The 23,813-nt window shown below is 56.0% G+C and carries 16 protein-coding genes, 1 tRNA gene and 1 pseudogene; 8 read left to right on the forward strand and 10 right to left on the reverse strand.

Annotation, left to right across the window (positions count from 1 at the left end; all coding sequences use genetic code 11):
* Positions 1–79 precede the first annotated feature (79 nt).
* Positions 80–2,725 carry a 2-oxoglutarate dehydrogenase E1 component gene (locus GMO_RS08295; RefSeq protein ID WP_008851908.1) on the forward strand — a complete coding sequence of 882 codons (2,646 nt, stop codon included), beginning with the start codon at positions 80–82 and terminating at the stop codon, positions 2,723–2,725.
* A 29-nt stretch (positions 2,726–2,754) separates the two neighbouring features.
* Here the strand turns inward: GMO_RS08295 and GMO_RS14405 are convergent, their stop codons facing one another.
* From GMO_RS14405 to uvrA, 3 genes are all read right to left on the reverse strand, one after another.
* Complete coding sequence (locus tag GMO_RS14405; protein ID WP_008851909.1) at positions 2,755–2,913, reverse strand: hypothetical protein; 159 nt, start codon at positions 2,911–2,913, stop codon at positions 2,755–2,757.
* Between the two features lie 17 nt (positions 2,914–2,930).
* Positions 2,931–3,845 carry a DUF4232 domain-containing protein gene (locus GMO_RS13555; protein WP_008851910.1) on the reverse strand — a complete coding sequence of 305 codons (915 nt, stop codon included), beginning with the start codon at positions 3,843–3,845 and terminating at the stop codon, positions 2,931–2,933.
* 96 nt (positions 3,846–3,941) lie between these two features.
* Positions 3,942–6,968 (reverse strand): excinuclease ABC subunit UvrA, encoded by a 3,027-nt coding sequence (gene uvrA, locus GMO_RS08305; protein ID WP_008851911.1) that lies wholly within the window; start codon positions 6,966–6,968, stop codon positions 3,942–3,944.
* Between the two features lie 129 nt (positions 6,969–7,097).
* Between uvrA and ssb the strand changes: the two genes are divergently transcribed.
* The 3 genes and pseudogenes from ssb to GMO_RS14555 form a co-directional block, all read left to right on the forward strand.
* On the forward strand, positions 7,098–7,649 hold the full coding sequence (gene ssb / locus GMO_RS08310) for a single-stranded DNA-binding protein (RefSeq protein WP_008851912.1): 552 nt from the start codon (positions 7,098–7,100) through the stop codon (positions 7,647–7,649).
* A 118-nt stretch (positions 7,650–7,767) separates the two neighbouring features.
* On the forward strand, positions 7,768–7,950 hold the full coding sequence (locus GMO_RS14545) for a helix-turn-helix domain-containing protein (protein WP_217491392.1): 183 nt from the start codon (positions 7,768–7,770) through the stop codon (positions 7,948–7,950).
* A gap of 162 nt (positions 7,951–8,112) precedes the next feature.
* A pseudogene (locus tag GMO_RS14555) lies at positions 8,113–8,475 on the forward strand (LysR substrate-binding domain-containing protein); the annotation flags it as partial.
* A gap of 73 nt (positions 8,476–8,548) precedes the next feature.
* Here GMO_RS14555 and GMO_RS13570 read toward each other — a convergent pair.
* The gene (locus GMO_RS13570; RefSeq protein ID WP_008851915.1) at positions 8,549–11,581 is read right to left on the reverse strand and encodes a Hint domain-containing protein; all 3,033 of its coding nucleotides are present in this window, start codon (positions 11,579–11,581) and stop codon (positions 8,549–8,551) included.
* 327 nt (positions 11,582–11,908) lie between these two features.
* Between GMO_RS13570 and gyrA the strand changes: the two genes are divergently transcribed.
* Genes gyrA through GMO_RS08335 form a run of 3 tightly spaced genes read left to right on the forward strand, consistent with a single transcriptional unit; the run spans position 11,909 to position 15,768 of the window.
* Positions 11,909–14,743 carry a DNA gyrase subunit A gene (gene gyrA / locus GMO_RS08325; protein ID WP_008851916.1) on the forward strand — a complete coding sequence of 945 codons (2,835 nt, stop codon included), beginning with the start codon at positions 11,909–11,911 and terminating at the stop codon, positions 14,741–14,743.
* Positions 14,736–15,248 (forward strand): pantetheine-phosphate adenylyltransferase, encoded by a 513-nt coding sequence (gene coaD / locus GMO_RS08330; RefSeq protein WP_008851917.1) that lies wholly within the window; start codon positions 14,736–14,738, stop codon positions 15,246–15,248. The genes gyrA and coaD overlap by 8 nt, the downstream gene beginning before the upstream one ends.
* A gap of 34 nt (positions 15,249–15,282) precedes the next feature.
* On the forward strand, positions 15,283–15,768 hold the full coding sequence (locus GMO_RS08335; RefSeq protein WP_008851918.1) for a peptidylprolyl isomerase: 486 nt from the start codon (positions 15,283–15,285) through the stop codon (positions 15,766–15,768).
* A gap of 53 nt (positions 15,769–15,821) precedes the next feature.
* On the opposite strand, the gene GMO_RS08340 is transcribed toward GMO_RS08335, so the two are convergent.
* Positions 15,822–16,208, reverse strand: coding sequence for a DUF6525 family protein (locus tag GMO_RS08340; protein WP_050801447.1), 387 nt, complete (start codon positions 16,206–16,208; stop codon positions 15,822–15,824).
* Positions 16,209–16,394: 186 nt separating this feature from the next.
* Here GMO_RS08340 and GMO_RS08345 point away from each other — a divergent pair.
* Positions 16,395–16,470: transfer RNA gene (locus GMO_RS08345), tRNA-Lys, on the forward strand.
* Between the two features lie 969 nt (positions 16,471–17,439).
* On the opposite strand, the gene GMO_RS08350 is transcribed toward GMO_RS08345, so the two are convergent.
* From GMO_RS08350 to GMO_RS08370, 5 genes are all read right to left on the reverse strand, one after another.
* Positions 17,440–18,783: a discoidin domain-containing protein gene (locus GMO_RS08350; RefSeq protein ID WP_008851920.1), complete on the reverse strand. Its 1,344-nt coding sequence runs from the start codon at positions 18,781–18,783 to the stop codon at positions 17,440–17,442.
* A 550-nt stretch (positions 18,784–19,333) separates the two neighbouring features.
* Positions 19,334–19,585, reverse strand: a complete 252-nt coding sequence (locus GMO_RS14190; RefSeq protein WP_008851923.1) for a hypothetical protein — start codon at positions 19,583–19,585, stop codon at positions 19,334–19,336.
* Between the two features lie 662 nt (positions 19,586–20,247).
* Entirely contained in the window at positions 20,248–21,030 is a 783-nt protein-coding gene (locus tag GMO_RS08360) for an aspartyl/asparaginyl beta-hydroxylase domain-containing protein (protein WP_008851925.1), read from the reverse strand.
* Between the two features lie 230 nt (positions 21,031–21,260).
* A complete protein-coding gene (gene trhO / locus GMO_RS08365) occupies positions 21,261–22,202 on the reverse strand; it encodes an oxygen-dependent tRNA uridine(34) hydroxylase TrhO (RefSeq protein ID WP_008851926.1) in 942 nt (313 codons plus the stop codon).
* 165 nt (positions 22,203–22,367) lie between these two features.
* Positions 22,368–23,687: an autotransporter strand-loop-strand O-heptosyltransferase gene (locus GMO_RS08370; protein ID WP_050801448.1), complete on the reverse strand. Its 1,320-nt coding sequence runs from the start codon at positions 23,685–23,687 to the stop codon at positions 22,368–22,370.
* Between the last annotated feature and the right edge of the window lie 126 nt (positions 23,688–23,813).

A 23,813-nucleotide genomic window follows, 5' to 3' on the forward strand; every position in this document is an offset into this window, starting at 1 on the left:
GATCTGTCACTTTCGGCAAGATTGGCCCGTCCCTTCCAATCCGCTAGACTCCGCCTCCCTGGGCAGGAGAATATTTTTCATGGGCGATCATCACGACGACCGGGATGCCATCAACGGCGACAACACCATCTATCTGGCGGAGCTGCACGCACGCTGGCAGGATGACCCTGCATCCGTTGATCCGGCCTTTGCTGCCCTGTTCGCCACCCTTGGCGCCGAGAAATCCTCCCCCCCGACCGAAGACAGCAGCGCCGAAGCCCTGAAAAACGCCTATCGCCTCCGTGGCCATTCCCTGGCCCGGCTCGATCCGCTGGACATTGCGCCACGGCCGGATATTCCCGAACTCACACCCCCGGATGGCGACCGTGATCTTCTGGCCCGGCTGCGTCGTGCCTATTGCGGAACCATTGCCGCCGAATTCATGCATCTTCAGGATACGGCGCAGCGTCAATGGTGGATCAATCGGCTGGAGGAGGGCCCCCTCCCAAGTCCCATGGAGCCGCGCCGCATCCTGCAGGCCCTGACCCGTGCCGAAGGATTTGAAGCCTTCTGCCAGAAGCGTTTCATGGGGATGCGCCGTTTCGGCCTTGAAGGCGGCGAGAGCGTTATCGTTGCCCTGCGCGTTCTGATTGACGCCGCCGCCCGGGAGGATGTCCGTTCCGTTTCTCTCGGGATGCCACATCGTGGCCGCCTGAACGTGATGGCCAACATCCTGCGCAAGCCCTTCGCCGCCATTTTCAGCGAATTTGCCGGCGCATCCTTCAAACCCGATAACATCCAGGGCTCAGGCGACGTCAAATACCATCTCGGGACCGCCACGACACTGGAACATGCCGGACGCACGATGCGCGTCTCGCTCCTGCCCAACCCGTCTCATCTGGAGGCCGTTGATCCGGTCGTGCTCGGCCGCGTCCGCGCAGATCAGGACCGTGAAAAGGACAGAAACCGCAACCGCCATCTTGGCATCCTCGTCCATGGCGACGCCGCCTTCGCCGGTCAGGGCGTCGTGTACGAATCGCTCTCCCTCTCCAGACTGGAAGGCTATCGCACGGGCGGTACCGTTCATGTCATCATCAACAACCAGATCGGCTTCACTACCGTTCAGTCCGATGCCCATTCCGGTGTGCACAACACGGATATCGCCAAGGCGATCCAGGCTCCCGTCCTGCATGTAAACGGAGATGACCCGGACGCCGTGGCCAGCTGCGCCCTGCTGGCCCATGAATGGCGCGCCACCTTCCAGAGTGATATCGTGCTGGACATCGTCTGTTACCGGCGTCACGGCCATAATGAAGCGGACGAACCCGCCTTTACCCAGCCCGCAATGGTCCGCGCCATCCAGAACCGCCCGACGACGCGCCGTCTCTATGCGGACCGCCTGATCAAGGCCGGAATCCTGTCGGAACAGGACGTCGAGACGATGTGGCAGCATTTCCAGAAAAAACTGGAAGACCAGTTCGCCGCCTCCACCGATTATCATCCGGATGCCACGGACTGGCTGGATGGCCCGCAGGATCCGACACGCCTTCAGGACGAACCCGAGCGCATCCAGCCCATGACCGGCGTACCGCTGGCCCGCCTGCGCGCCGTAGGCGAAGCCATCGGCACCATCCCGGACGGCCTGGCCGTGCATCCCCGCCTGGCCCGCCAGATCATGGCACGCGGCAAGGCCGTGGCCGATGGTGGACCACTGGGCTGGGCCACGGCGGAGGCCCTCGCCTTCGGAACCCTGTCCATGGACGGTCACCCCGTCCGGCTTTCCGGGCAGGACAGCCGCCGGGGCACATTCAGCCAGCGTCATGCTGTTCTGTTCGATCAGGAAACCAGCCGTGAAGATACCCCCCTGATGCACATCGCCCCGCATCAGGCCCCGCTGAACATCTGGAATTCTCCACTGTCGGAATATGCCGTTCTCGGGTTTGAATATGGCTATTCCCTGGGCGATCCGGACGCGCTCGTCCTGTGGGAAGCCCAGTTCGGAGACTTCACGAATGGCGCCCAGATCATTCTCGACCAGTTCGTGGCCTCAGGCGAGACGAAATGGCTGCGGACATCCAACCTGACCCTTCTTCTACCTCATGGTTATGAAGGTGGTGGCCCGGAACACTCTTCCGCCCGTATCGAGCGTATTCTCCAGCTCTGCGCCGAAAACAACATGCGCGTCTGCAACATCACCAGCCCGGCGAACTATTTCCACGCCCTGCGTCGGCAGATTGCCCGGCGCTGTCGCAAGCCTCTGGTGGTCTTTACCCCGAAATCCCTTCTGCGGAACCGGGATGCCGTGTCCATGCTGGATGAAATGGGACCGCATACCCGTTTCCGTCCCGTTCTGCCTGATCCGGAAAAAACCGAAGATGCCCGCAAGGTCATCCTCTGCTCCGGCAAGGTCTATTACGATCTCGCGGCCGAACGGACGCGCCGGAACCTGAAGGATGTGGCCATCATCCGCCTCGAACAGCTTTATCCTTTCCCGCATCACGGGTTGATGGAACAGCTCTCACGCCACAGGAACGCCGAACAGGTTCTCTGGTGCCAAGAAGAACCGGAGAACAACGGCCCCTGGATTTTCGTGGATCGCCGGATTGAACGGGCCCTGCGTGAAAGCGGGCATCGCGTCCAGCGTCCGGTCTATGTAGGTCGCGAAAGCGCAGCGTCTCCCGCGACCGGCCTGCCGGGAACCCATGCTGCCCAGCAGGGAAAGCTGGTTCAGGACGCCCTGTCCTGAACCAGCTTTCCCTCAGTGGCGGGCCGATCTCAGGTCGGGCCGCCCTGATACCCGAAACTGCTCTGACCGGCGCCGACATTTCCAAAACCGTCCCCGCGATACTGGCGGGAGCCCCGCTCGCCATAATCCGGCCCACAGGCCGACAGCGTCAGCAGAAGCGCCAGCGCAATACCAATCCGAAACCGCATATCCGTTTCCTTTCCCGCTACGTTCTTTTTCGAAACATCAGGTTTTCTTTACTGCGCCACACCGCTACAGACCAGCACACGCCTGATAAAGACTTCGGAAAACCTATTTTCCCGTCAGGGGCGTCTGATCGAAATACGTCTCCGCACGCGCCGACACACAGATGCCGCTCAAAGGCCTGTTGCAGATGACCACCCCTCATATCCATGACCATCCTGCTCGACGTGACGCACCGCCCTTCCGGATAGACGTCCCCTGACACCCAGTGCAGAGAGGCCGTCACAGTCCCGTTTGGTCTGATGACCACCTGTTTCTGCGCAGATGCTCCAGATCTGGAGTGCAAGACATGGCCCGCACCGTCCTCAAGATAAAGACGCGGCAGGGAAGACATCACACAGGCCGCAGGACCGGAATTGTGTAGGATGATGCGCGTGCCGCTCTGGGACATGCCATCGAACGCACCATTTTCATCATCCGTCCGAAGTGTCATCTGTGACACCCGACACTCGGGAAAAGGCTGGCTTTTCCCCGCCGGAACAGCATCGAAACGCGCCACCCGTCCCGTCGCCGGATCAAGATGACAGGACCATGTGAACGCCGTCCAGTGAATGGGACCGTCGCCACTGTTCAGGAACTGCCCCCGCCCTTGCAACAGGGACGGTGTGACGATCCGCTGACTGTCCGGCTGGTCATCCTGAAGGAAAAACCGATGTGGCGCACTGCCTATCCCTGCCAGAACGGGGCGTGCCGCATCCTGACACAGGAATGTTGTTGCCATCCACGGCAGTCCCTGCTCCTGCACGGCCCGCCGCTCCGCCGGGTCAGCAATCGCGTTCACTTTGCTGGCGATCAGGTTTTCCTCAGCCGGTGACAGACGCACCGGAGCAGGCACAGGAGCGCTGGCCACACAAGGGAGCGCCAGAATACCCGCCATACTCTTCCACACCCGCTCCATCAGAACCGCACACCCGCCAGACTGATACGTCCGCTAATGCATACAGCCGGTTCGCCCATCATCATGCCGGTTTCATCAGGCCTTCACCTTATTCCGGGCTCCGCGCGGACGCGCCCGGGAGGTCTTTTCCTTCGCTTCAGGCTTGTTTGCTTTGGCCTTTGCAGATTTCCGGTCCGCCTTAAGCGGTGGCCGGGCGTCAATCATTGCCTGTGGCGTCCCGATGGATGCGGTCTCACGGGGTTGCCGCACGCCGGGAGCATTCAGAAGCGGTGCCAGGAAACGCCCCGTATAACTGGCCTTGCAGGCGGCAATATCCTCCGGCGTTCCGCTCGCCACGACCTGACCACCACCATCACCGCCTTCCGGACCAATATCGATCAGCCAGTCCGCCGTCTTGATGACTTCGAGATTATGCTCGATCACCAGCACCGTGTTGCCCTGATCCACAAGCGCATGCAGCACTTCCAGCAGCTTGCGGACATCCTCCGTATGCAGCCCCGTCGTCGGTTCATCGAGAATATAGAGCGTGCGTCCCGTCGCCCGCTTGGCCAGTTCCTTGGACAGCTTGACGCGCTGCGCCTCACCGCCGGACAGCGTGGTCGCCTGCTGGCCCAGCGCGACATATCCGAGCCCGACCTGCTGGAGAATGGCCAGACGGTCACGGATCTTCGGCACTGCATGGAAGAAAGGCAGCGCCTCATCTACCGTCATGGCCAGAATATCGGCGATGGACTTGCCCCGGAACTTCACTTCCAGCGTCTCACGATTATAACGCGCGCCCTTGCAGGTATCGCAGGTCACAAATACGTCCGGCAGAAAGTGCATCTCGATCTTCAGGACACCATCACCCTGACAGGCCTCGCACCGCCCACCCTTCACATTGAAGGAAAAACGCCCCGGCTTGTATCCTCGCGCCTTGGCCTCCGGCAGTTCCGCGAACCAGTCCCGGATGGGTGCGAACAGATCCGTATAGGTCGCCGGGTTGGAGCGTGGTGTCCGGCCAATCGGGGACTGGTCGATCTCGATGATCTTGTCGAGATTTTCCACGCCTTCCAGACGGTCATACGGAAGCGGCGTCTGGCTCGACTTCATGAGCTGGCGGGACAGGGCCTTGTAAAGCGTGTCGATGACCAGCGTGGACTTGCCACCACCTGACACACCCGTCACGGCAATGAACGTTCCCAGCGGGAAATCGACCGTCAGATCCTTGAGGTTGTTGCCCGTCGCCCCGCACAGCCTCAGCGTCCGGTCAGACGTCCGCCGCGTTTCAGGAACCGGAATGAACCGGCGTCCGGACAGATAGGCCCCGGTCAGACTGTCTTTGTTCTTCGCGACTTCCTTCGGCGTCCCGTAGGCAATGACATTGCCGCCGCGCGTGCCGGCACCCAGCCCCATGTCGATCAGATAATCCGCTGCCCGGATGGCGTCCTCGTCATGCTCGACGACAATGACGGTATTGCCGAGCCGCTTGAGACGCTCCAGCGTCCCGAGAAGACGCTCATTATCGCGCTGGTGCAGGCCGATCGACGGCTCATCCAGCACATACAGTACGCCGGTCAGCCCAGACCCGATCTGGGACGCCAGACGGATCCGCTGGCTTTCGCCGCCAGAAAGAGTCGCCGACCCACGCGACAGGGTGAGATAATCCAGCCCTACATCGTCAAGAAAATGCAGCCGGTCCGTGATCTCCCGCAGAATTCGTCGGGCAATTTCGGCACGCTGGGGCGTCAGCGTGTCTTCCACGCCCGAAAACCAGTCCAGCGCCTTGCGGATCTGCATGTCCGAGGCTTCGGCGATGTTCAGCCCATTGACCTTCACGCACAGGGCTTCAGGCTTCAGCCGCGCCCCATGACAGGCATGACAGGGTTTGTCGGATTGATAACGCGAGAGTTCTTCCCGCACCCACATGCTGTCCGTCTGCGCCATACGCCGGCGAAGATTCTTCAGAACACCTTCAAACGGCTTGGTGACGGTATGGACCTTGCTGCCATCCCGATAGGGAATAGAAATCGGCTCTTTCGATCCGTACAGGATCAGTTCCCGCGTGGCAGGCTGAAGATCACTCCAGGCCGTGTCCATGTCATCGCCGCAATGACGGGCAAGTGCCGCGAGCGTCTGGTCGTACCAGTCCGTACTGGCGCCTTTCCAGGGCGCAACGGCCCCTTCTGCCAGCGTCAGGCTGTCATCCGGGATGATCAGGTTTTCATCGAAATGGGTCTCGACGCCAATCCCGTCACAGACCGGACAGGCACCCATCGGTGCATTGAAGGAAAAGAGACGCGGCTCGATCTCCTCCAGAGTGAAACCTGAAACCGGGCAGGCGAAACGTGAGGAAAACACGACATGCGCCAGTGCCTCTTTCTCGCCCGCGCGCTTGACCTCCTCGGCATAGGCCAGTCCGTCCGACAGCTCGAGCGCCGTTTCGAAACTGTCCGCCAGACGCGATTCAAGCCCCGCCTTGACGACGATCCGGTCCACCACGACTTCGACCGTATGGCGCGTCTTGCGGTTCAGTTCCGGCGCCTCGGAAATCTCGTACAGCTCCCCGTCGATTTTCACGCGGGTGAAGCCCTTACGCGCGAGTTCGGCCAGTTCACGTTTGCAATCGCCCTTGCGGTCACGGATGACCGGTGCGAGCAGCATCAGCCGCATGCCCTCGGGCATCGCCATGACACGATCGACCATCTGGCTGACAGTCTGGGCCTCAATCGGCAGTCCCGTCGCCGGGGAATACGGAATACCTGCCCGCGCCCAGAGAAGACGCATGTAATCGTGAATTTCCGTGATCGTACCTACAGTCGAGCGCGGATTCTTGGACGTGGTTTTCTGTTCGATCGAAATGGCCGGGGACAGCCCTTCGATCGAGTCCACGTCCGGCTTGCCCATCAGTTCGAGGAACTGGCGCGCATAGGCGGAGAGACTTTCTACATACCGCCGCTGCCCTTCCGCATAGATCGTATCGAAGGCCAGAGAAGATTTTCCGGAACCTGACAGACCCGTGATGATGGTCAGGGAATCCCGCGGGATGGTGACGTCGATGTTCTTGAGATTATGGGCGCGGGCCCCACGGACGCGGATCGAATGATTGTCTGGAAAGCTCACGGAACCCCCGAATTGTGGAGAAGATGCGATTGTGAGATGGGAACGCCCTTGAAGGGGTGCTAGATCATTTATAGATGGGCTTTCTGAGCCGCATGAAAAGAACAATTCGAGAAAATTGGTTGGTACGGAATGGCAGGTAGCGTCAACAAGGTGATTCTGGTCGGAAATCTGGGCCGGGATCCGGAAGTCCGCAATACGCAGTCAGGAACGAAGATCGTCAACCTGACCGTGGCGACGTCTGACACATGGAACGACCGCCAGTCCGGGGAGCGTCGCGAGCGCACGGAATGGCACCGCGTCGTCATCTTCAACGAACGCACGGCCGATGTGGCAGAGCGGTTCCTGCGCAAGGGCCGCAAGGTCTATATCGAAGGCGAACTGCGCACCCGCAAATGGACAGACCAGTCCGGACAGGAAAAATACACGACCGAAGTGGTGATCGACCGTTTCCGCGGTGACCTGGTGCTGATCGACAGCAACCGGAGCGGTGGAGACGAAGGCGGTTCCTATGGCGGCGGCGGAAGCCGAAGCGGCGGATTTGGAGACGGTAGCGAAGGCGGCTTTGGAAGTGGCGGCCGGAGCGGAGCCACCCCCGCTTCGGGCGGGGGAAACCGCAGCGGCGGCAACAGCGGCTGGGACGCTCCACCGGACAACGATCTGGACGACGAAATCCCATTCTGAGTGCGCCCGTCCAACGTTAGTTCAAAAAAGCCCGGAGGTGCCTGCCGCATCTCCGGGCTTTTTCGTTCCATGATGCAGATTGCCATACCGAAGACATCCTTGATTATGCTTTCCGATAATGACTGAAAATCTTCGGGACCTGAGCGCTTTTCTCATTGTCGCCACCGAGGACAGCTTCACACGCGCTGCGACCCGTCTGGGCGTTTCACAATCCGCCCTGAGCCAGACAATCCGCCATCTGGCCGGTGCTGGAACGGTTCCTGACCGAATACCCGGCCATCCGTGTCGATCTGACAACTGATTATGGCCGGACGGATATTGTGCGCGAACGTCACGATGCGGGCATACGTCGCAGCCAGCTCGTGCCCAAAGACATGATCGCGCTTCAGATCGGACAGGAAATTCCCATGTCGGTCGTAGGGACACGGATTTTTTCAGCCGGTATCCCTTTCCCCGAACACCCCGTGATCTCGCGGATTGTCCCTACATCAATCTGCATTTGCCCATCCATGGCGAACTGCTAGCCTGGCATTTCCATGAAGACGGCAGGGACATCCGGGTTACGACGACGACTAGGCAGTTCGTTCTGACAAATCTGTCTCAGGTTCGCCGGGCCTGTCTGGCGAGACTGGGGCTGGCATGGCTTCCCAGTACCTTCGTGTCGGAACGGATCGCGGCCGGAGACCTGATGGACGTTCTGGGCCACTGCCGCAAAATCTTCGAGCCCTATCACCTCTACTATTCCAGCCGCCGTCAGAAACCGCCCGCTCTTGCCGCATTCATTCAGAGTCTCCGTCAGGTCCACTGGCCGGAAAGCGGGGAGTAAACCCCCGGACAGGCTCATAAAAAAAGCCCCACCCCGAAGGGTGAGGCTTTCCGTCATCAGAGATCCGGAAGGATCAGACGTTGACGACCATGACGCCTTCGGCACCATCTTCCAGAACATACGGACCGGCTGCCAGAACCTGAATGGCCAGCATACCGATGCTGTTCGGCTGACGCTGACCCAGCGTCAGGACGGCATTACCGTTCGTCCAGCGGCAGGCCGTAGCTTCCTGAACATCCCAGCCAGCAAGGCCGGCATCCGTCAGATGCTGGTCGATGGAGACCGTAACACCCGAGTCAAACAGGGTAACGCCACCCACCAGAACGCCAAGCTGGCGACGGTCATCAACGAACGGACCGACCGTGTCGCTCGGACGGCTTGTCCGGGAGACAATCCGCACAGTCTTCACACTGGACGGGATCATGAACATGGCCCGGTCACCAGCCTGACGGACCATGCGAATGACTTCCCCACGATCCGAAACGAGATACAGGTCTGCATCCGTGGTCAGAACCGGTGCGACAGCCGTGTTCTCGAGACCGGCCTCAATGGCGCGGCTTTCGATCCGGCGGAAGAGGGGCTCGACGATGGCACGCTCGACAGCCAGCGGTGCTGCTGCGTCATGAGCCCAGTCACGAATCTGTCCACCCAGAGCAACCAGCGTGCCATCCTGACGGAAGGAGCGGCGGTTTCCGGTGTCCAGATAGCTCTCCGTCAGCATCCCGTTTGCCATGATGACGGAATGTTCGGCCGTCTCGATGTGGAAGTAGTCATAGGACGTGTAGGAGCGGTCATAAACGATGGAACGACCGTTCACGAGCATACGGGCCGGCACGAAGCTGCCTTCCAGGAAGAGGCAGTGTTCGGGTGTAACCAGAAGGTCAGCGGCAGGCACGTTTTCGGCAATGGCATCCTTGAAGATGCGGACCGGGTAGCCAGCCTCGTCATCGGAGACGCCCGCCTGGACCATCTGATGTGCCTTGCCGGCCCATGTGATCCGATGTTCCGCTGCTTCGCCGTTCACGAACGTCACCACGGTGTCGCCCAGACGCAGATCCTCAACCGCCACGTCACCGTCAGGCGTGCGGATCAGGCTGCCACCAAGGAAGCAGACCGTGACCCCCTTGTCCTCGATCAGCCAGCCATTCGTGCCGTCCTGAACGATGGTTGCAGATGCATCGGGCGTATAGCCGTCAGCCGTGTGGATGTCGCCGAAAGTCAGGGTCCGGCCATCGGCCAGCGTGACTGTCAGGGTATAGGAGCCGTCATCGTTTGGCGTATAGGTCGCGGTCTTCGGTGCGGACGTCACACCGGAAATGCCGAAATGCGTGTTCGCGGAGACGCCGTTGACCATGACATTCTGGCTGTTGGCACTTCCTCCATGTAGGAAGCCATTGGCTTCGACATAGACCGTGTTGACCGTCGAAGGATCGACATTGATGGTGTTCAGCGACTCACCCGGATTCAGGTACAGGCTGCTGTTCTGGGAAAGAGTGACCGTTCCGCCATTCACCCAGATCGGATCAGTCGGGCTGCCAAGAGCAGAATTAACCAGATTGATCGTTCCGCCGTTATTGACGTTATTATTATCGAAAATGACGTTGTTCTGGTTGCCGACGATCGTGATGACACCGCCGTCGCGATTCATCGTCACACCGCCGAGTTCAACCTTGGACGGGGTATCGATGAGGATCGTACCGTTGTTTTCAAAACCGGCCGTCGCGAAAACATAGCCCTGGTAGTCGGTGCCACCCTGCGCGGTGATTTTCAGCGTGCTGTTCTGCCAGACACTGAGGCTACGGATCTGGTTGTAGTCAGGGGCATTGTCCACAATGGTGATCGGCGTGGTGTTGCCGTCATAGCCAATGTTGACATCGGCATTCTGCTCGCTCTGCGGAATGGCGTCACCACCATAGGACTCGCCGGACGTGTCAACCGGCTGGTTCTGGCTGTTGTACAGCGTCCAGTTTGCCGGATCGGACCAGTCACCACCGGAGGCAGGTCCCGTCCAGCGCCACTGGTCGTCATGCTGATGGAAGCTGTTGCTGTTGCTGCTGTACTGGGAGGTAGCTCCCCCGGCATTCTGGGCATCCGTTGCAATCACAGAGAGCTGCTGGTGCAGATCGCTGCCCGTGTAAGAAACCGTGGAAGCGGTCGGGCTTTCGATCAGCCAGCCGTTCGTGCCGTCCTGAACGATCGCCTCATGTGCCGGTGGCGTGTAGCCATCTGCCGTAGTGACGGTCGGGAACGTGATGGAACGACCGTCCTGCAGGCTGATCTTCAAGGTGTAGGACCCGTCGGAATTCTGCGTGTAGTCAGCGGAAACCGGCTGGGAAGAGCCCGACAGGATGCCGAACTGCGTATTGGCGGAAACGCCATTGACGACCGTGCCCTGAACCGTGCCGCTGTCATTGGAATAGCGGTCATTCAGATAGATCGTATTGACCGTGGCCGGATCGACATTGATCGTAGCCCCGGCTCCATAATCATTGGCGTACAGGGTGCTGTTCTGCTGGAGGTTGATAGTGCCGCCAGCAACGTTAATGGGCTGATCCGCCGTCCCGAGAGAAGCGTTGATCAGATTGAGCGTGCCACCGTTGTTGAAACGTCCGTCATCAAAGGTCACGTTGCCATGGTTGTTGATAATGGTGAACGTACCATCACTGCGGTTCATGGTAACGCCGCCAAACTCGACCTTGGACGGGGTGTCGACGATGATCGTGCCGTCGTTTTCAAAGCCAGCCGTGGCAAAGACATTGCCTTGATCGCTACTGTCACTCTGTGCAGTAATTTTCAGCGTGCTGTTCTGCCAGACGCTGAGACTGCGGATCTGAGTGTAGTCAGGGGCATTGTCCACAACGGTAAACGGCGTGGTATTATTGTCATAACCAACGTTGACGTCGGCGTTCTGCTCGCTCTGCGGAATGGCGTCGCCATTATAGGACGAACCAGACGTATCAACCGGCTGGTTCTGGCTGTTATACAGCGTCCAGTTTGCCGGATCGGACCAGTCACCACCGGTGGCAGGTCCCGTCCAGCGCCACTGGTCGTCATGTTGGTGGAAGCTCTGCTCGCCGCTTTTATAATCCGTTGTATTATCGGTCATTATTCATATCCGTAAGTCTGCCAGCAAGAAGGTTTCTGGCCAATGTTGGTCTTTTGTTAACTGCAAGACAGACACAAAACAAGTTAATAATATGCAAACCGAACGGTGATTCTGCCCGTTTTTCGTTAATGATTCGTTGATCGGGGTCATTACCCCAGGAAACGCCCGGAAAATGGTCACGAAGCTCATTTTGCCTCTGCGGGGCGGATGACTCCGGAACAGGGCAAGCACCACACCTGCCATCATGCGAGCCGCGGGGCAGGTGTGGCGCAGCAGACCGGCATGCGGTATGCTGTACAAACTGAATCCTAGTATGGTGGACCTGTCTTGAGCGACCTGAACGAGCCGGCTGATCTTGTTCCTTCCGACCGCCTTCCGGTAACGATCGAGGAGGAGATGCGCTCCTCCTATCTGGCCTATGCGATGTCGGTCATTGTGTCGCGCGCCCTGCCCGATGTCAGGGACGGGCTCAAACCAGTTCATCGTCGCATTCTCTACGCCATGCGGGAGAGCGGCTTCACATCAGACAAGCCCTATCGCAAATCGGCTCGTGCAGTCGGTGACGTGATGGGTAAATATCATCCGCACGGTGACAGCTCGATCTATGACGCCATGGTCCGGATGGCGCAGCACTGGTCGATGCGCGTCAAGCTGATCGACGGACAGGGTAATTTCGGATCGGTCGATGGCGACAGCCCGGCAGCCATGCGTTACACCGAAGCGCGCCTGGCGAAGTCCGCATCCTTCCTGCTTGATGATATCGAACGCGATACGGTCGATTTCCAGCCGAACTACGACGAAAGCGAGAACGAACCAACGGTTCTCCCGGCGTCGTTCCCGAACCTGCTGGTCAACGGCGCTTCGGGTATTGCCGTCGGCATGGCCACCAACATTCCGACGCACAACCCCGCTGAAGTCATCGACGCCACACTGGCGATGATCGCCAATCCCGCGATCGAACTTGATGAGCTGATGCAGATTATCCCCGGCCCGGATTTCCCGACCGGCGGAATCATCATGGGGCGCAGCGGCATCCGCAAGGCGTTCGAAACGGGCCGCGGGTCCATTCCTGTCCGGGCGCGGGCCGAGATCGAGGAGATCCGCAAGGACCGTCAGGCAATCATCGTGACCGAGATCCCGTATCAGGTGAACAAGGCCACACTTCAGGAAAAGATTGCCGATCTTGTCCGCGCCAAGGAAGTCGAAGGCATTTCTGATATCCGCGATGAGTCCGACCGGTCCGGAATGCGCGTGGTCATTGAACTCAAGCGCGATGCCACACCGGAAGTGGTACTGAACCAGCTCTATCGTTTCACGCAGCTCCAGACGTCCTTCAGCGTCAACATGCTGGCGCTCGATGAGGGCAAGCCCCGGACGATGGGACTGAAAGACGTTCTGGAAGCCTTCATCCGCTTCCGCGAGGACGTCATCCTGCGTCGGGCACGGTTCGATCTGAACAAGGTCCGTGACCGTGGACACCTTCTGGTCGGACTGGTTCTGGCTGTTGCGAACATTGACGAGGTCATTGCCCTGATCCGCGCGGCCCCGGACGCCGCCGCAGCCCGCGAGGCGCTTCTCGCCCGTGACTGGGAAGCCTCGGACGTCCAGCCCCTGCTGGAACTGATCCACGATGAGGGCAATGTCATCATTGACGGGCGGGTCCGCCTGACGGAAGCGCAGGCCCGGGGTATTCTTGAACTGCGGCTCCAGCGCCTGACAGGCCTGGAACGTGAAAAGATCCAAGGGGAACTGGGCGAAGTCGCGGCAAAGATCGCCGAACTGCTCAAAATCATCGAAAGCCATGTCCGCCGCATGGAAGTCATGCGTGACGAACTTCTGGCGGCCCGGGCCGAAATCGCCACCCCTCGCCTGTCGGAGATTTCCGATGCGCTGGGCGACCAGTCCGATGAAAGCCTGATCGAGCCGGGCCAGATGGTCGTGACCATTACCCGTGACGGTTTCATCAAGCGCACGCCCCTCGAGATGTTCCGCTCCCAGAACCGCGGGGGACGTGGCCGGACGGCGGCCGGACGGCGGGGGGACGATGTCATCGTCCGCAGCTTCAACGCCCACACCCATCAGTGGGTGCTGTTCTTCTCTTCCGGGGGCAAGGCCTATCGCACAAAGGTGTGGCATCTGCCGGAAGCGTCTCCGACATCCAAAGGCCGTGCCCTCGTCAATCTGCTGCCGGAACTGGGATCGGACGCCATTACCGCCGTCCTACCACTGCCGCAGGATGAGGAACTGTGGGAAGACCTGCATCTCGTCTTTGCGACGGCCAGCGGCAATGTCCGCCGCAACCGTCTGAGCGATTTCCGCAACATCCGTTCGTCCGGCCTGATCGCCATGAAACTGGATGAAGGAGATTCCCTGATCGGCGTAGCAACATGCCGTGAAGGACAGGACGTCTTCCTGGCGACGAAGAACGCCCGCTGCATCCGCTTCCAGATCACGGACGACACGCTGCGTGTTTTCGCGGGTCGTGGCAGCTCGGGCGTTCGCGGTATCCGTCTGGGTGAAGGCGATACGGTCATTTCCCTGTGCATCCTCAACCATGTGGATGCCAGCGTTGAAGAACGCGCGTCCTATCTTCGGATGGCCAATGCCAAACGCCGCGCCGAAAACGCCGCTATCGGCGAAAGCGACGACGACACCGTCTCCGGTGATGAGGAAGCCGTGGAAATCATCGGTGACCTGTCGCAGGAGCGCTTCGAGGAACTGGAGCGGCAAGAGGAAATCCTGCTAACCGTCACTGATGGCGGCTATGGACGCCGGTCCTCGGCCTATGACTACCGCGTCTCCGGACGGGGTGGTCAGGGCATCACGAACATGACCTTCTCCGCCAACCGCAGGGGCAAGGAAGTTGTTGGAACCCTGCCGACGCTGGATGGCACGGACGTGATGCTCGTGACCGATACGGGACGCCTGATCCGCCTGCCCGTATCGCAGGTGCGTGTCATGGCACGCCAGGCCAGCGGGGTCACACTCTTCCGCTTGAATGACAGCGAGACGGTCATCTGCGTCTTCCCGGTCGTCGAGGATGACGGAGAGGAAGGGGACATTGACGAAACGTCCGAAGCCGGGGCCAAAGTCATCGGTGACGCCGGCCCGGCAGACAGCGAAACACCAGCTCCGGATGGGGACGCTTCTACGGATGAGTAAGGGTGATCCACGTGTCGGGTTTTATCCCGGCACGTTCGATCCCGTGACTTTCGGCCATCTCGACATCATAGAGCGCGCATCGGTACTGTTTGACAGGCTTCTGGTCGGCATAGCCATCAACGAAGGCAAACAGCCCCTTCTGTCCTTGGATGAACGGCTGGATGCCATGCGCCGCGAAGTGGCAAAGCTGCCTCATGCCTCACGGATCGAAGTCATCGGGTTCGATACGCTTCTGGTCACTGCCGTACGGCAGGCCGGAGCCGGCACCGTGATCCGTGGCCTGCGTTCGGCCGGAGACTTCGATTTCGAAAGCCAGCTCTCCGGCGTGTTACGTCGACTGGCGCCGGAAATCGAAACAGTTTTTCTGCTGGCATCGGAAACGAACCGTTCGACAGCAAGCCGTATCGTCAAGGAAATTGCCCGACTGGGAGGAGATATTTCTCCTTTTGTCAGCAAAGATGTTGAACGGATTGTCTTGTCGAAACTGGATCGGGAACCGACATAGAGTCCAAGATTATTTTCTGAAAGGTGTTTTCCGCATGTCCGATACCAAGGTACCCGAGGGCAACAAGATTGTTTTCGAACTCAAGAGCGGCAAGGTCGTCATTGAACTGCGTCCCGATCTAGCCCCGCTTGCCGTTGAACGACTGAAAAAACTGGCCAGCGAAGGTTTTTATGACGGGGTGAAGTTCCACCGCGTCATTGAAGGTTTTATGGCCCAGAGCGGTGACCCGACGGGCACAGGAACGGGCGGAAGCTCCTATCCAGACCTGAAGGCCGAATTCACGGACATGGCAAAGTTCGAACGCGGTACAGTAGGCATGGCCCGCACGATGGCACCCCATTCCGCCAACAGCCAGTTCTTCATCATGTTCGACGCCAGTCCGCATCTGAACGGCCAGTACACGATCGTCGGCAAGGTGATCGAAGGCATGGAGCATGTTGACCAGATCAAGCGCGGCTCTGGTGCTGGCGGTGTGGTCAAGGACCCTGACACGATCGTCAAAGCTTATGTCGAAGCCTGATTGCGGCTCCTGACAGACTGTTTTTCCGCTACGCGCCCTGACCGGATTTCCGGTCAGGGCGTTTCTGTTTGTGGTTCCTGACGCAGGATGGTGGCCCGCGCAGCATCATGGGGGTAAAGCGTACCGTACTGCTCCATATAACGTTCCGCAAAAGCCCTGCGTTCCAGTCGTTCGCAATAATCAAGGTACCGGATCAGCGCCCGCTCCGCGCGCGGCGAACGTCCGTGAACGCGTTTGTAATGCTTCCAGAGCATCAGAACATTGACTGACCACGCGTTATAAACATGCTCGTTCAGACGTTGTCGAACAGACAGAGGGAGTTGATCAAATGCTTCCCATTCATCTCCGGAAAAGCGTCGCCAGATCTCATGCCGGATTGTCTGGTCATTGGCCACAACCGCAACGACCGGTTTCCCACTCTGTTCATTCCGATGTGCCATAATGAAAGAAGAGGTGGACATGATGGCCTCCCGAAAAAGAGTATTCAAATTTAGTTATGTTATAACATAATATACAAAATTCTTGAAGCCATTCTCCCAAATCAGCATGACCGAACAAAAGGAGAGACATTTTAGTGGTTTGGAGGTTGACGCCTCCACGGATTGTGGGGTAGCCAGCGTGCGGATGAACCGGTAGCTCAGTTGGTAGAGCATTCGACTTTTAATCGAATGGTCCTGGGTTCGAGTCCCAGCCGGTTCACCAACAAGTCCTGACTTTCTCCAGAAAACAGTTATTTTTGAGAAAATTCTCTAGCCAACACACACTCAAACTTATGTTTGACGCTGAGTTATGGGAAAACATCCGAAAATTTCGATGACATCATCGGTAAAGCGTAATTATAAGAGCCATACTTCAAAAGAATTATTTACTGGAATTATCGTTTAATCTCTTCAGGTAGGACTTGACCCTCTGCTAATGCCTACTAGGCCTTGAATGACAGACTGGGCTGCATGGATGTTTGCAATTAGCATAATGCAGTCTGTTTTTTCTGATCGAAGAAGTCTGGCTAAAGGGAAAAATTCCACCAAAGACCCTTCGACTGATGATATTCGTGATTTTCTGGCACTAGGGGCTGTGTAGTTGTTGCAAACGGCCACAGCAGGGCATTGTCCTTCGTTGTCGTCCGGACAGGTGTACAAAGAACTGCCGTGTGCCCAGGTCCTGCTTGAATTTACTCTCTCCACCGACCTATCTCATCTGGAATTATAGATACGACTCGCACAAATTCCGTGAAGATCTCTGGAGCCGTAGATCTCGTCCTGTTATTCCCCCAAGACAAATGATCCAGAGGTCGCCTATCCGAAATGAGCTTACAGGCACCAGCATCTGGTCGAAAATCTTTGGGTAAGACTCAGGGATTGGAGGGCTATCGCAATACGAGAAGACAACCGCACCTTTCCTCTCCGTCACCCTCATCGCGACCACAGCAGACTATATCAAGACCTAACAGACCCTAGGACTCTATATATCGATAGATCGTTGAACGGACATTCGGCTGAATGATCAGCTTACGTCACTTTGTAAAGAACTACGAATAGCGGATCGACATCGCAGAGGCCATGATCCATATCGCTATGGAAAAACCTTATGCTATGACGAAACGCTTATCCGTAAATCTCCAAAAAATCTCTAATAAATTATAACTAATTATCCTAAATATTTAGTTTTCTTTTAATATATTTCCACACCCCTAAAGTGGAGAAAATTTTCTCCAACAACTTCTATTTTTAAGAATCGTGCATCTATTGGATTTTCCATAAGATTTACTAATAATATGTTTTCATCTCCCCAATTTATATCGGAGATGGAAATCTTGTTTCTCCATTCATCACCGAAATTTGAAAAATAAATAGCTATGTTTTTTATTCTCTCTGAGATTAATACTGAATCGTTTCTATTATATATTTTTATTTCTTTTATTTCTTTTATGGATTCGAGGTCTATCATCCACCAAGGGTTATCTTCGAGAGAGGTATGATTATTATACGCACTCTCTTTTACATCTTCCACTAAAAAAGTTGCATCTTCTTCTAACGAAGAACCTTTGGACCATTCTGATATCGAACTTTGAGTACATTTTTTACCTTTAGAAATAATTACACTTTTATCTCCAATAGTAATTTGAAATGCGCCGCTGGTCTTTTTTCTCCAAAAATCTCGTAGATAAGTATCTTTTACATTGGATAACTTAATTATCTCTTTGTATTTACCACTATCAAATGCATCTTTCCAAATCTTTTGATTGGAAAAAGTCTTGCTTACACTACGTTGCCAACGCCGGATAAAATCCTCATTTGATTTCATGAAATAGTGATTTACCACGGCGACAGATCGTATCTGGTTCGAATTGTTCGATAAATATTTAGCCTGATTTTCAATAAAATTATCGGCATCTCCACCAATTATATCATTTATACTTTTCCCAATAACATTAACGCATTTAAAATTAATTAAGTAATTGCTTATTCCGTGATGAATAGAATCACTTGGATTTTTTTCAATCCACTGATCTGAATATATTTTAGTTTTTGATATTACTTTTGTTAGAGGGTGAAGCGTTTCTTCTCTGTAAAAATAATTTAGCAGAACACTTCCCTCAGGCCTTTTTTCGAAAGAATTTGTCCCAAACATCGACCAATTGAAATAAACAGCATCATCCTCTTGGAATTTAGACATAAAATTCCCGACATTATCCACATTCCTCAGTAAAAAAAACTCATCAATGTCTAGAAAAGTAATCCATTCGGTTTCATTTTTAAATCTTTTCAGAAAATCTAATATCATTCCAGCTTGATTCCCTACCTCCGTGCAATGAATAAATGTCACGTATTTATTTTCTTCAGAAAGAAATGGAATACAATTTGTATATAAATCTCTTGGATCATCATCATTACAGTATATATAAATATGATTGAAACCCAATTCTTTATGGTATGATATCCATTCTGATATATTATTGTATTCCCAACGGCAGCATGTCATAATTGAGTACTTATATTTGTATTGTTCGGTCATTTTTTTCTCTTTTTGGTCCAAATTTGTATGTTTCTCTATTATTATACAACTTCAATGGCTTTCCTAGGGGCCATTTATCACTACAGTTGTGTTTTCAGGTAGGAGGCATAAGCAGTTGCCTAATATGGTCTTCAGAAGCATGGTCAGTGCAGGATGTGGCTGATGGAGATCTGACACTGAGTCAGTTTGAAGATAAGACGCTGAATTTCCTGAATGGACCACCGGATCAAGCTCGTGCCGGACTGGTTGCCTTTGTTTGGGAAGCCTCTCACCTGCGTGCTCCTGCCTGCATGCCAGCCATCAGGGCATAGGCCAGCATGATAAACAACACATGACAATACCAGCTGTGCACGAACCTAGTTTCATTGTGATCGAGGCCGCGTTCATTCTTGGCCTTTCTGAAATCGTCCTTGATCCGCCAACGCATCCCCTCAACCTGGACAAATTTTTCAAGTATTGTCTCTGAAAGGGCACCAGAGATTAAAACACGCGCGATCCCCGTCGGCCGGATTTCGCCGCACGAGCAGTCCTCTGGCCCCAAGCCCTTCTATCATCCGAGTATAGTCTGTCCTCTCGAGTTCGGCGAGCAGGCATCAAGCCAGTCATACTGGCACTCGCCTTTCGTTCCGTGTTCGGTCGACAGGAAGACCGAGACATTTTCCGGAGCGTCCCGAGTGATGTCACGAGCTTCTCCCGCGACCAGTCTTTTTCCCAGCCCCCAACAGTTGAACCAATGGTTTCCTACCACGCCCAGAACGTAACCCTTTGCAGCATGACGCAGACCCATCTCGATCTCACCCACGCCATAAACACTGTCAGCAGCAACCCATTATTTGATAAGGAAAGCCGGCCTGCAGACTGCGCTCGATCATCTGTCAGGCCAGAGTGGACTTAGTCGCAAACGTCACATCCACAGAAACAAAGACTGCGGACAACCGTACCGGATCCGAAGTTCAGGCTTTGGGAAGATACAGGGCGCGATCCACAAAAGCATGACCCCGCGATATGACCACATAGGCCGCAAACAGACTGATCTGACAGTTCGTGATCTTGCCAGCCTAACCCGTGTGATGACGTCCCACATCACAGAATGGCTTGCTTTTCCTGAGAAAGCCAGCCTCACCAATCACGAGAACCGCCTTCACATCACTCAAGGCGCTCCGAACATAACTGCGGACAATGTCGCGCAAACCGTCGACCTCCAGCCCGATAGAGCCTGTTAACGCCAGCGGTCCTCGTTGTCCGCTGCTTATGCATGCTACCAATCCGTCGTGCGTGGCAGATTACCCAGAAATGTCTTTAGATAATGCTCCGTCGAGCCCGCAACCCGCTCCGACAAGACCGCCTTATCCTTCTTAATCAAGGCAGGAGAAACAGAATCACAGAGCACTCCCTTCAGAACTAGTGGGTTTTCGAACGCTCCAGTTGGGTCAGATTATGCCCTGCAACAGTTGATCAGGAGTTTCAAACCGGTTTCTTCTGCCGATGCATTTCATCCAGCTTTTTTCTGATCCGCTGTACGAAGCGTGTATGACGCACGACAAACAGAAAAACCTTCTGGAGAAGTCTTGCTGGCCCCGTACAGGGCCGTTCCACCTGAATCAGCAGAATATACCGGTCTTCATCCGTGTTGTTCCAGACTTCATGAAAATACATGTCATCAAACAACAAGGACTTGCCATCTTCCCAGGACCAGACGATCCGCCTGTCTTTACCCTCGATCTGGATACAACAGTTTTCCCTGTCTTTCGGCACACGCAAGGGCAGATGATAGGTCAGCATCCCTTTGGTCATGCCGTAATGGCGGGGAATCCTTCCGCCCGCTTCCAGAACGGAGAACGTCGCTGTCACGCGATGCGGTATCTGAAGCAGAAGGCCGGTTGTCAGTGGGGCACAAGCGCAGTTTTCCAGCCGCTGATACCCGTAACCTTCAAGGAAAAAAGACTTCCAGCGATGATCGGCTGCAATACGCCCATGCTCCGGGGAAAGGTCTTTAAGCGAGGGAATATCATCACCGCGAAGACGAAGGGCCTCGTCCCGGATGACCTCCCAGTTGTTCTCCAGCATTTCCATCCAGGGAAAAGTAGACCGGTCAAAGACCGGCTGATCTGGCAACAGGGAATGACGCATGATGAAGCGGTCTATGGCCGGCCGCATGTCCTTGCCGATCTGAAAGAGCGTCTTGCCCGTAAAAGGGACCTTCCATCCCGATTGCGCGGCTTGATGGACGTCCCTGATCGTGGCCATGTTTCCCTCCTGCTTTGACCGGACACCGCAATCCGAAAACAGGCTCAGACCGGTATCACGTCTTCTGTATGCGGATATTCATCCAGTACTCCGGTCCAGTCTTATAATCTGTCCGAACCATCTGCAAGAAGAGGGCAGAAGACAGGAAGCATAACAATGCATACATGAAACGTTTTTACAGATAGTTCACCCCGAATATTAGCATATAGGGTCTCTTCAGGCAGACTGGTTCAGTCTTGTCTTTCGCCCAGATGACCCATCCCCCGTGCGAGAGCCAGTTCTTCCTGTCGTTCACGCTCGGCATATCTGTGGCGCTGCTGTTCGGTGCGTTCATCATGGCAATGCGGACAGGACACACCCTGCACATAAAGCGCAGACGCCTTGTCATCCTCGCTGATGGGACGGCGGCAGGCATGACAGATGTCATAACTGCCGATTTCCAGCCCGTGCCGCACCGATATCCTCTGGTCAAACACAAAGCATTCCCCTTCCCAGAGGCTTTCTTCTTCCGGCACTGTCTCCAGATATTTCAGGATACCACCCTTGAGATGGTACACCTCATCCAGCCCTTCCGCCTTGACGAAAGACGTTGATTTCTCACACCGGATACCGCCTGTGCAGAACATGGCAATTCTGGGCATGCGGCCCTGTGCTTCGAGTTCGCGCCGCCGGCTGCGAAACCACTCCGGAAATTCACGAAACGTCCGCGTTCCCGGATCCTCCGCGCCTCTGAATGTCCCGATAGCCACTTCGTAATCATTCCGGGTATCGATCACGATCGTATCCGGGTCGGAAATCAGGGCATTCCACTCCGCTGGCTCAATATACTGACCGACATCCTTGCGCGGATCGATACCCGGCTGCCCCATCGTCACAATTTCTTTCTTGATCCGGACTTTCAGGCGCCGGAACGGCATGGCGGGCGCACGGGATTCCTTGATGTCCAGATCCCCGCAGCCGGGAAGCGCACGGATATGCTCCAGAACACGCTCCATTCCCTCATCCGACCCCGCAATCGTTCCGTTGATCCCTTCCGGCGCAAGCAGAAGAATACCCCTGACGCCTTCACGCTCGCAGAGCGCCAGAAGCGGCTCCCGCAGGGAGGCGCAATCCTCAAAAGGCGTGAAGTTATAAAGCGCAACAATGCGGATCGGCTGGGAAACATCAGACATGGACAAGAACAACCACCAGCATGACAATTACGGCCCGGCAGAGCCGCGATCCTGTGGAACATATGGCCCCGCTATTACCAGAGCCGCACCTGCGATACCAGAAAACGCACTGTCCCGCCTTGATTCAGGGCAGACCGGATGGAATTTTCCGCTCCTTCCGTCTGTTTATTCCTGTTCCTGGGCCTTTGCCTTTTCCCCTTGTCCCGGCAATCCGCGAGTCTCCATCAGCCTGCGGATCACATAGATGACCTGCGTGCCGGTAATCAGGCGGGTACATTCGAATTGCCGCGGTGTATCTTTGTGACGGGGACACCAGAAGAAGTCCTTGTGGTCAAACTGATGTCTCGAGTCATTCCAGCAGGAATTGCAGGTGTGCCAGTTGATGACCCGGTAGGGCGTCGCAAATTCATTATCAGGATGCGTGAAGCCGGAAATCATCACGACCGGCGTTCCAGCTGCATGGGCCAGCCAGGCCAGCCCACTGGAAAGCCCGATAAAGAATGACGCGTGTTTCAGCCATCTGGCCCGTTCCGTCAGAGGCCGGTTTCCTGTTTCGTCCTCCACGCCATGTGGAATGTGATTGTACACATATCCCGTGCCATGAAACGGCTTCTGATCGATGCAGATCACCCGGTAACCCGCATCCTTCAGGAACGCGATGACCTCGCGCCAGCCTCCCGGATTGTTCCAGTACTTGCACTGCGTGCTGGCCTGAGTGGCGATGACGACATATGGTTCTTCGACCGGAGGGCTTGCAACGTCGGAAATGGTGATGGCCGGCGGGTCATCATGCCAGGGATCAATACCCAGGATATAAGCTGCCGTCCGGTGCAGCCCCACATGCCGGAAATCCGTCGGTTGGCGGGTAAAATCCGTATCCTTGAAAAACAGACCCAGATTGTAGGTGGCATAGAACCCCTTAGTAAAACCCGCATCCCGGCGTGCAATCTCGTGGCCGACAAGCGTGATGTCCGGATTGGCGTCCTTCACCAGCGGCAGGATCACATCCGCCACAGAACACGTCAACCGTGCACGACTCTCCCGTGCAAAACGGATGACCGCCGGAAGCCAGGCCAACGTGTCACCCAACGTCCCGACAGGCAGCTGAACCAGAACGGGGCGGTCCGCAAGATGTATGTCATGATGGACCACCGGTTCAGGGTCCGCATCCGGTTTTTCAAGCCAGACATCCACCGTAAACGGCACCCGGTACTTCTTGGTCGAACTGACGGCGCCACCTTTCAGCCGCGCATCAAACAGGATGTTGCCCGTGACATGATCAGACAGCCGGATATGCCACTGCCCCTCCCCGTCAGATAAGGCAGGAACCGTAACGCGCGCACCGTCATTGAAGTCAAAACGCACGCCATGAGGCGCCACAACAACCGGAAGCACTGGCGGTGGGAAATAGGGATGGTCATCCTGACTGCTGACAGGAGACGCCGATGTTCCGTCATCATCGGCACCCGTTCCGGAATCCGTCACAGCATCGACAGGACAGGCTGGCAATTCATCGCTTCCTGCACCGGAAAGGGGAGAAACCGTTCCTTCCGGCTCAATCAACGCCTTTGATACGGATGGCTCATCGCTGGACATCTTCTTCCTGGCCCT

Source organism: Gluconobacter morbifer G707, assembly GCF_000234355.1.
Lineage (GTDB): Bacteria > Pseudomonadota > Alphaproteobacteria > Acetobacterales > Acetobacteraceae > Gluconobacter > Gluconobacter morbifer.

Coding starts and splice junctions, on each gene's coding strand:
- GMO_RS08340 (WP_050801447.1), bottom strand. CDS start 16,208: ATGGCACATCGGAATGAACAGAGTGGGAAACCGGTCGTTGCGGTTGTG.
- ssb (WP_008851912.1), top strand. CDS start 7,098: ATGGCAGGTAGCGTCAACAAGGTGATTCTGGTCGGAAATCTGGGCCGG.
- GMO_RS13570 (WP_008851915.1), bottom strand. CDS start 11,581: ATGACCGATAATACAACGGATTATAAAAGCGGCGAGCAGAGCTTCCAC.
- GMO_RS14405 (WP_008851909.1), bottom strand. CDS start 2,913: ATGCGGTTTCGGATTGGTATTGCGCTGGCGCTTCTGCTGACGCTGTCG.
- GMO_RS08335 (WP_008851918.1), top strand. CDS start 15,283: ATGTCCGATACCAAGGTACCCGAGGGCAACAAGATTGTTTTCGAACTC.
- GMO_RS08350 (WP_008851920.1), bottom strand. CDS start 18,783: ATGACCGAACAATACAAATATAAGTACTCAATTATGACATGCTGCCGT.
- GMO_RS08360 (WP_008851925.1), bottom strand. CDS start 21,030: ATGGCCACGATCAGGGACGTCCATCAAGCCGCGCAATCGGGATGGAAG.
- GMO_RS08295 (WP_008851908.1), top strand. CDS start 80: ATGGGCGATCATCACGACGACCGGGATGCCATCAACGGCGACAACACC.
- GMO_RS13555 (WP_008851910.1), bottom strand. CDS start 3,845: ATGGCGGGTATTCTGGCGCTCCCTTGTGTGGCCAGCGCTCCTGTGCCT.
- trhO (WP_008851926.1), bottom strand. CDS start 22,202: ATGTCTGATGTTTCCCAGCCGATCCGCATTGTTGCGCTTTATAACTTC.
- coaD (WP_008851917.1), top strand. CDS start 14,736: ATGAGTAAGGGTGATCCACGTGTCGGGTTTTATCCCGGCACGTTCGAT.
- GMO_RS14545 (WP_217491392.1), top strand. CDS start 7,768: ATGACTGAAAATCTTCGGGACCTGAGCGCTTTTCTCATTGTCGCCACC.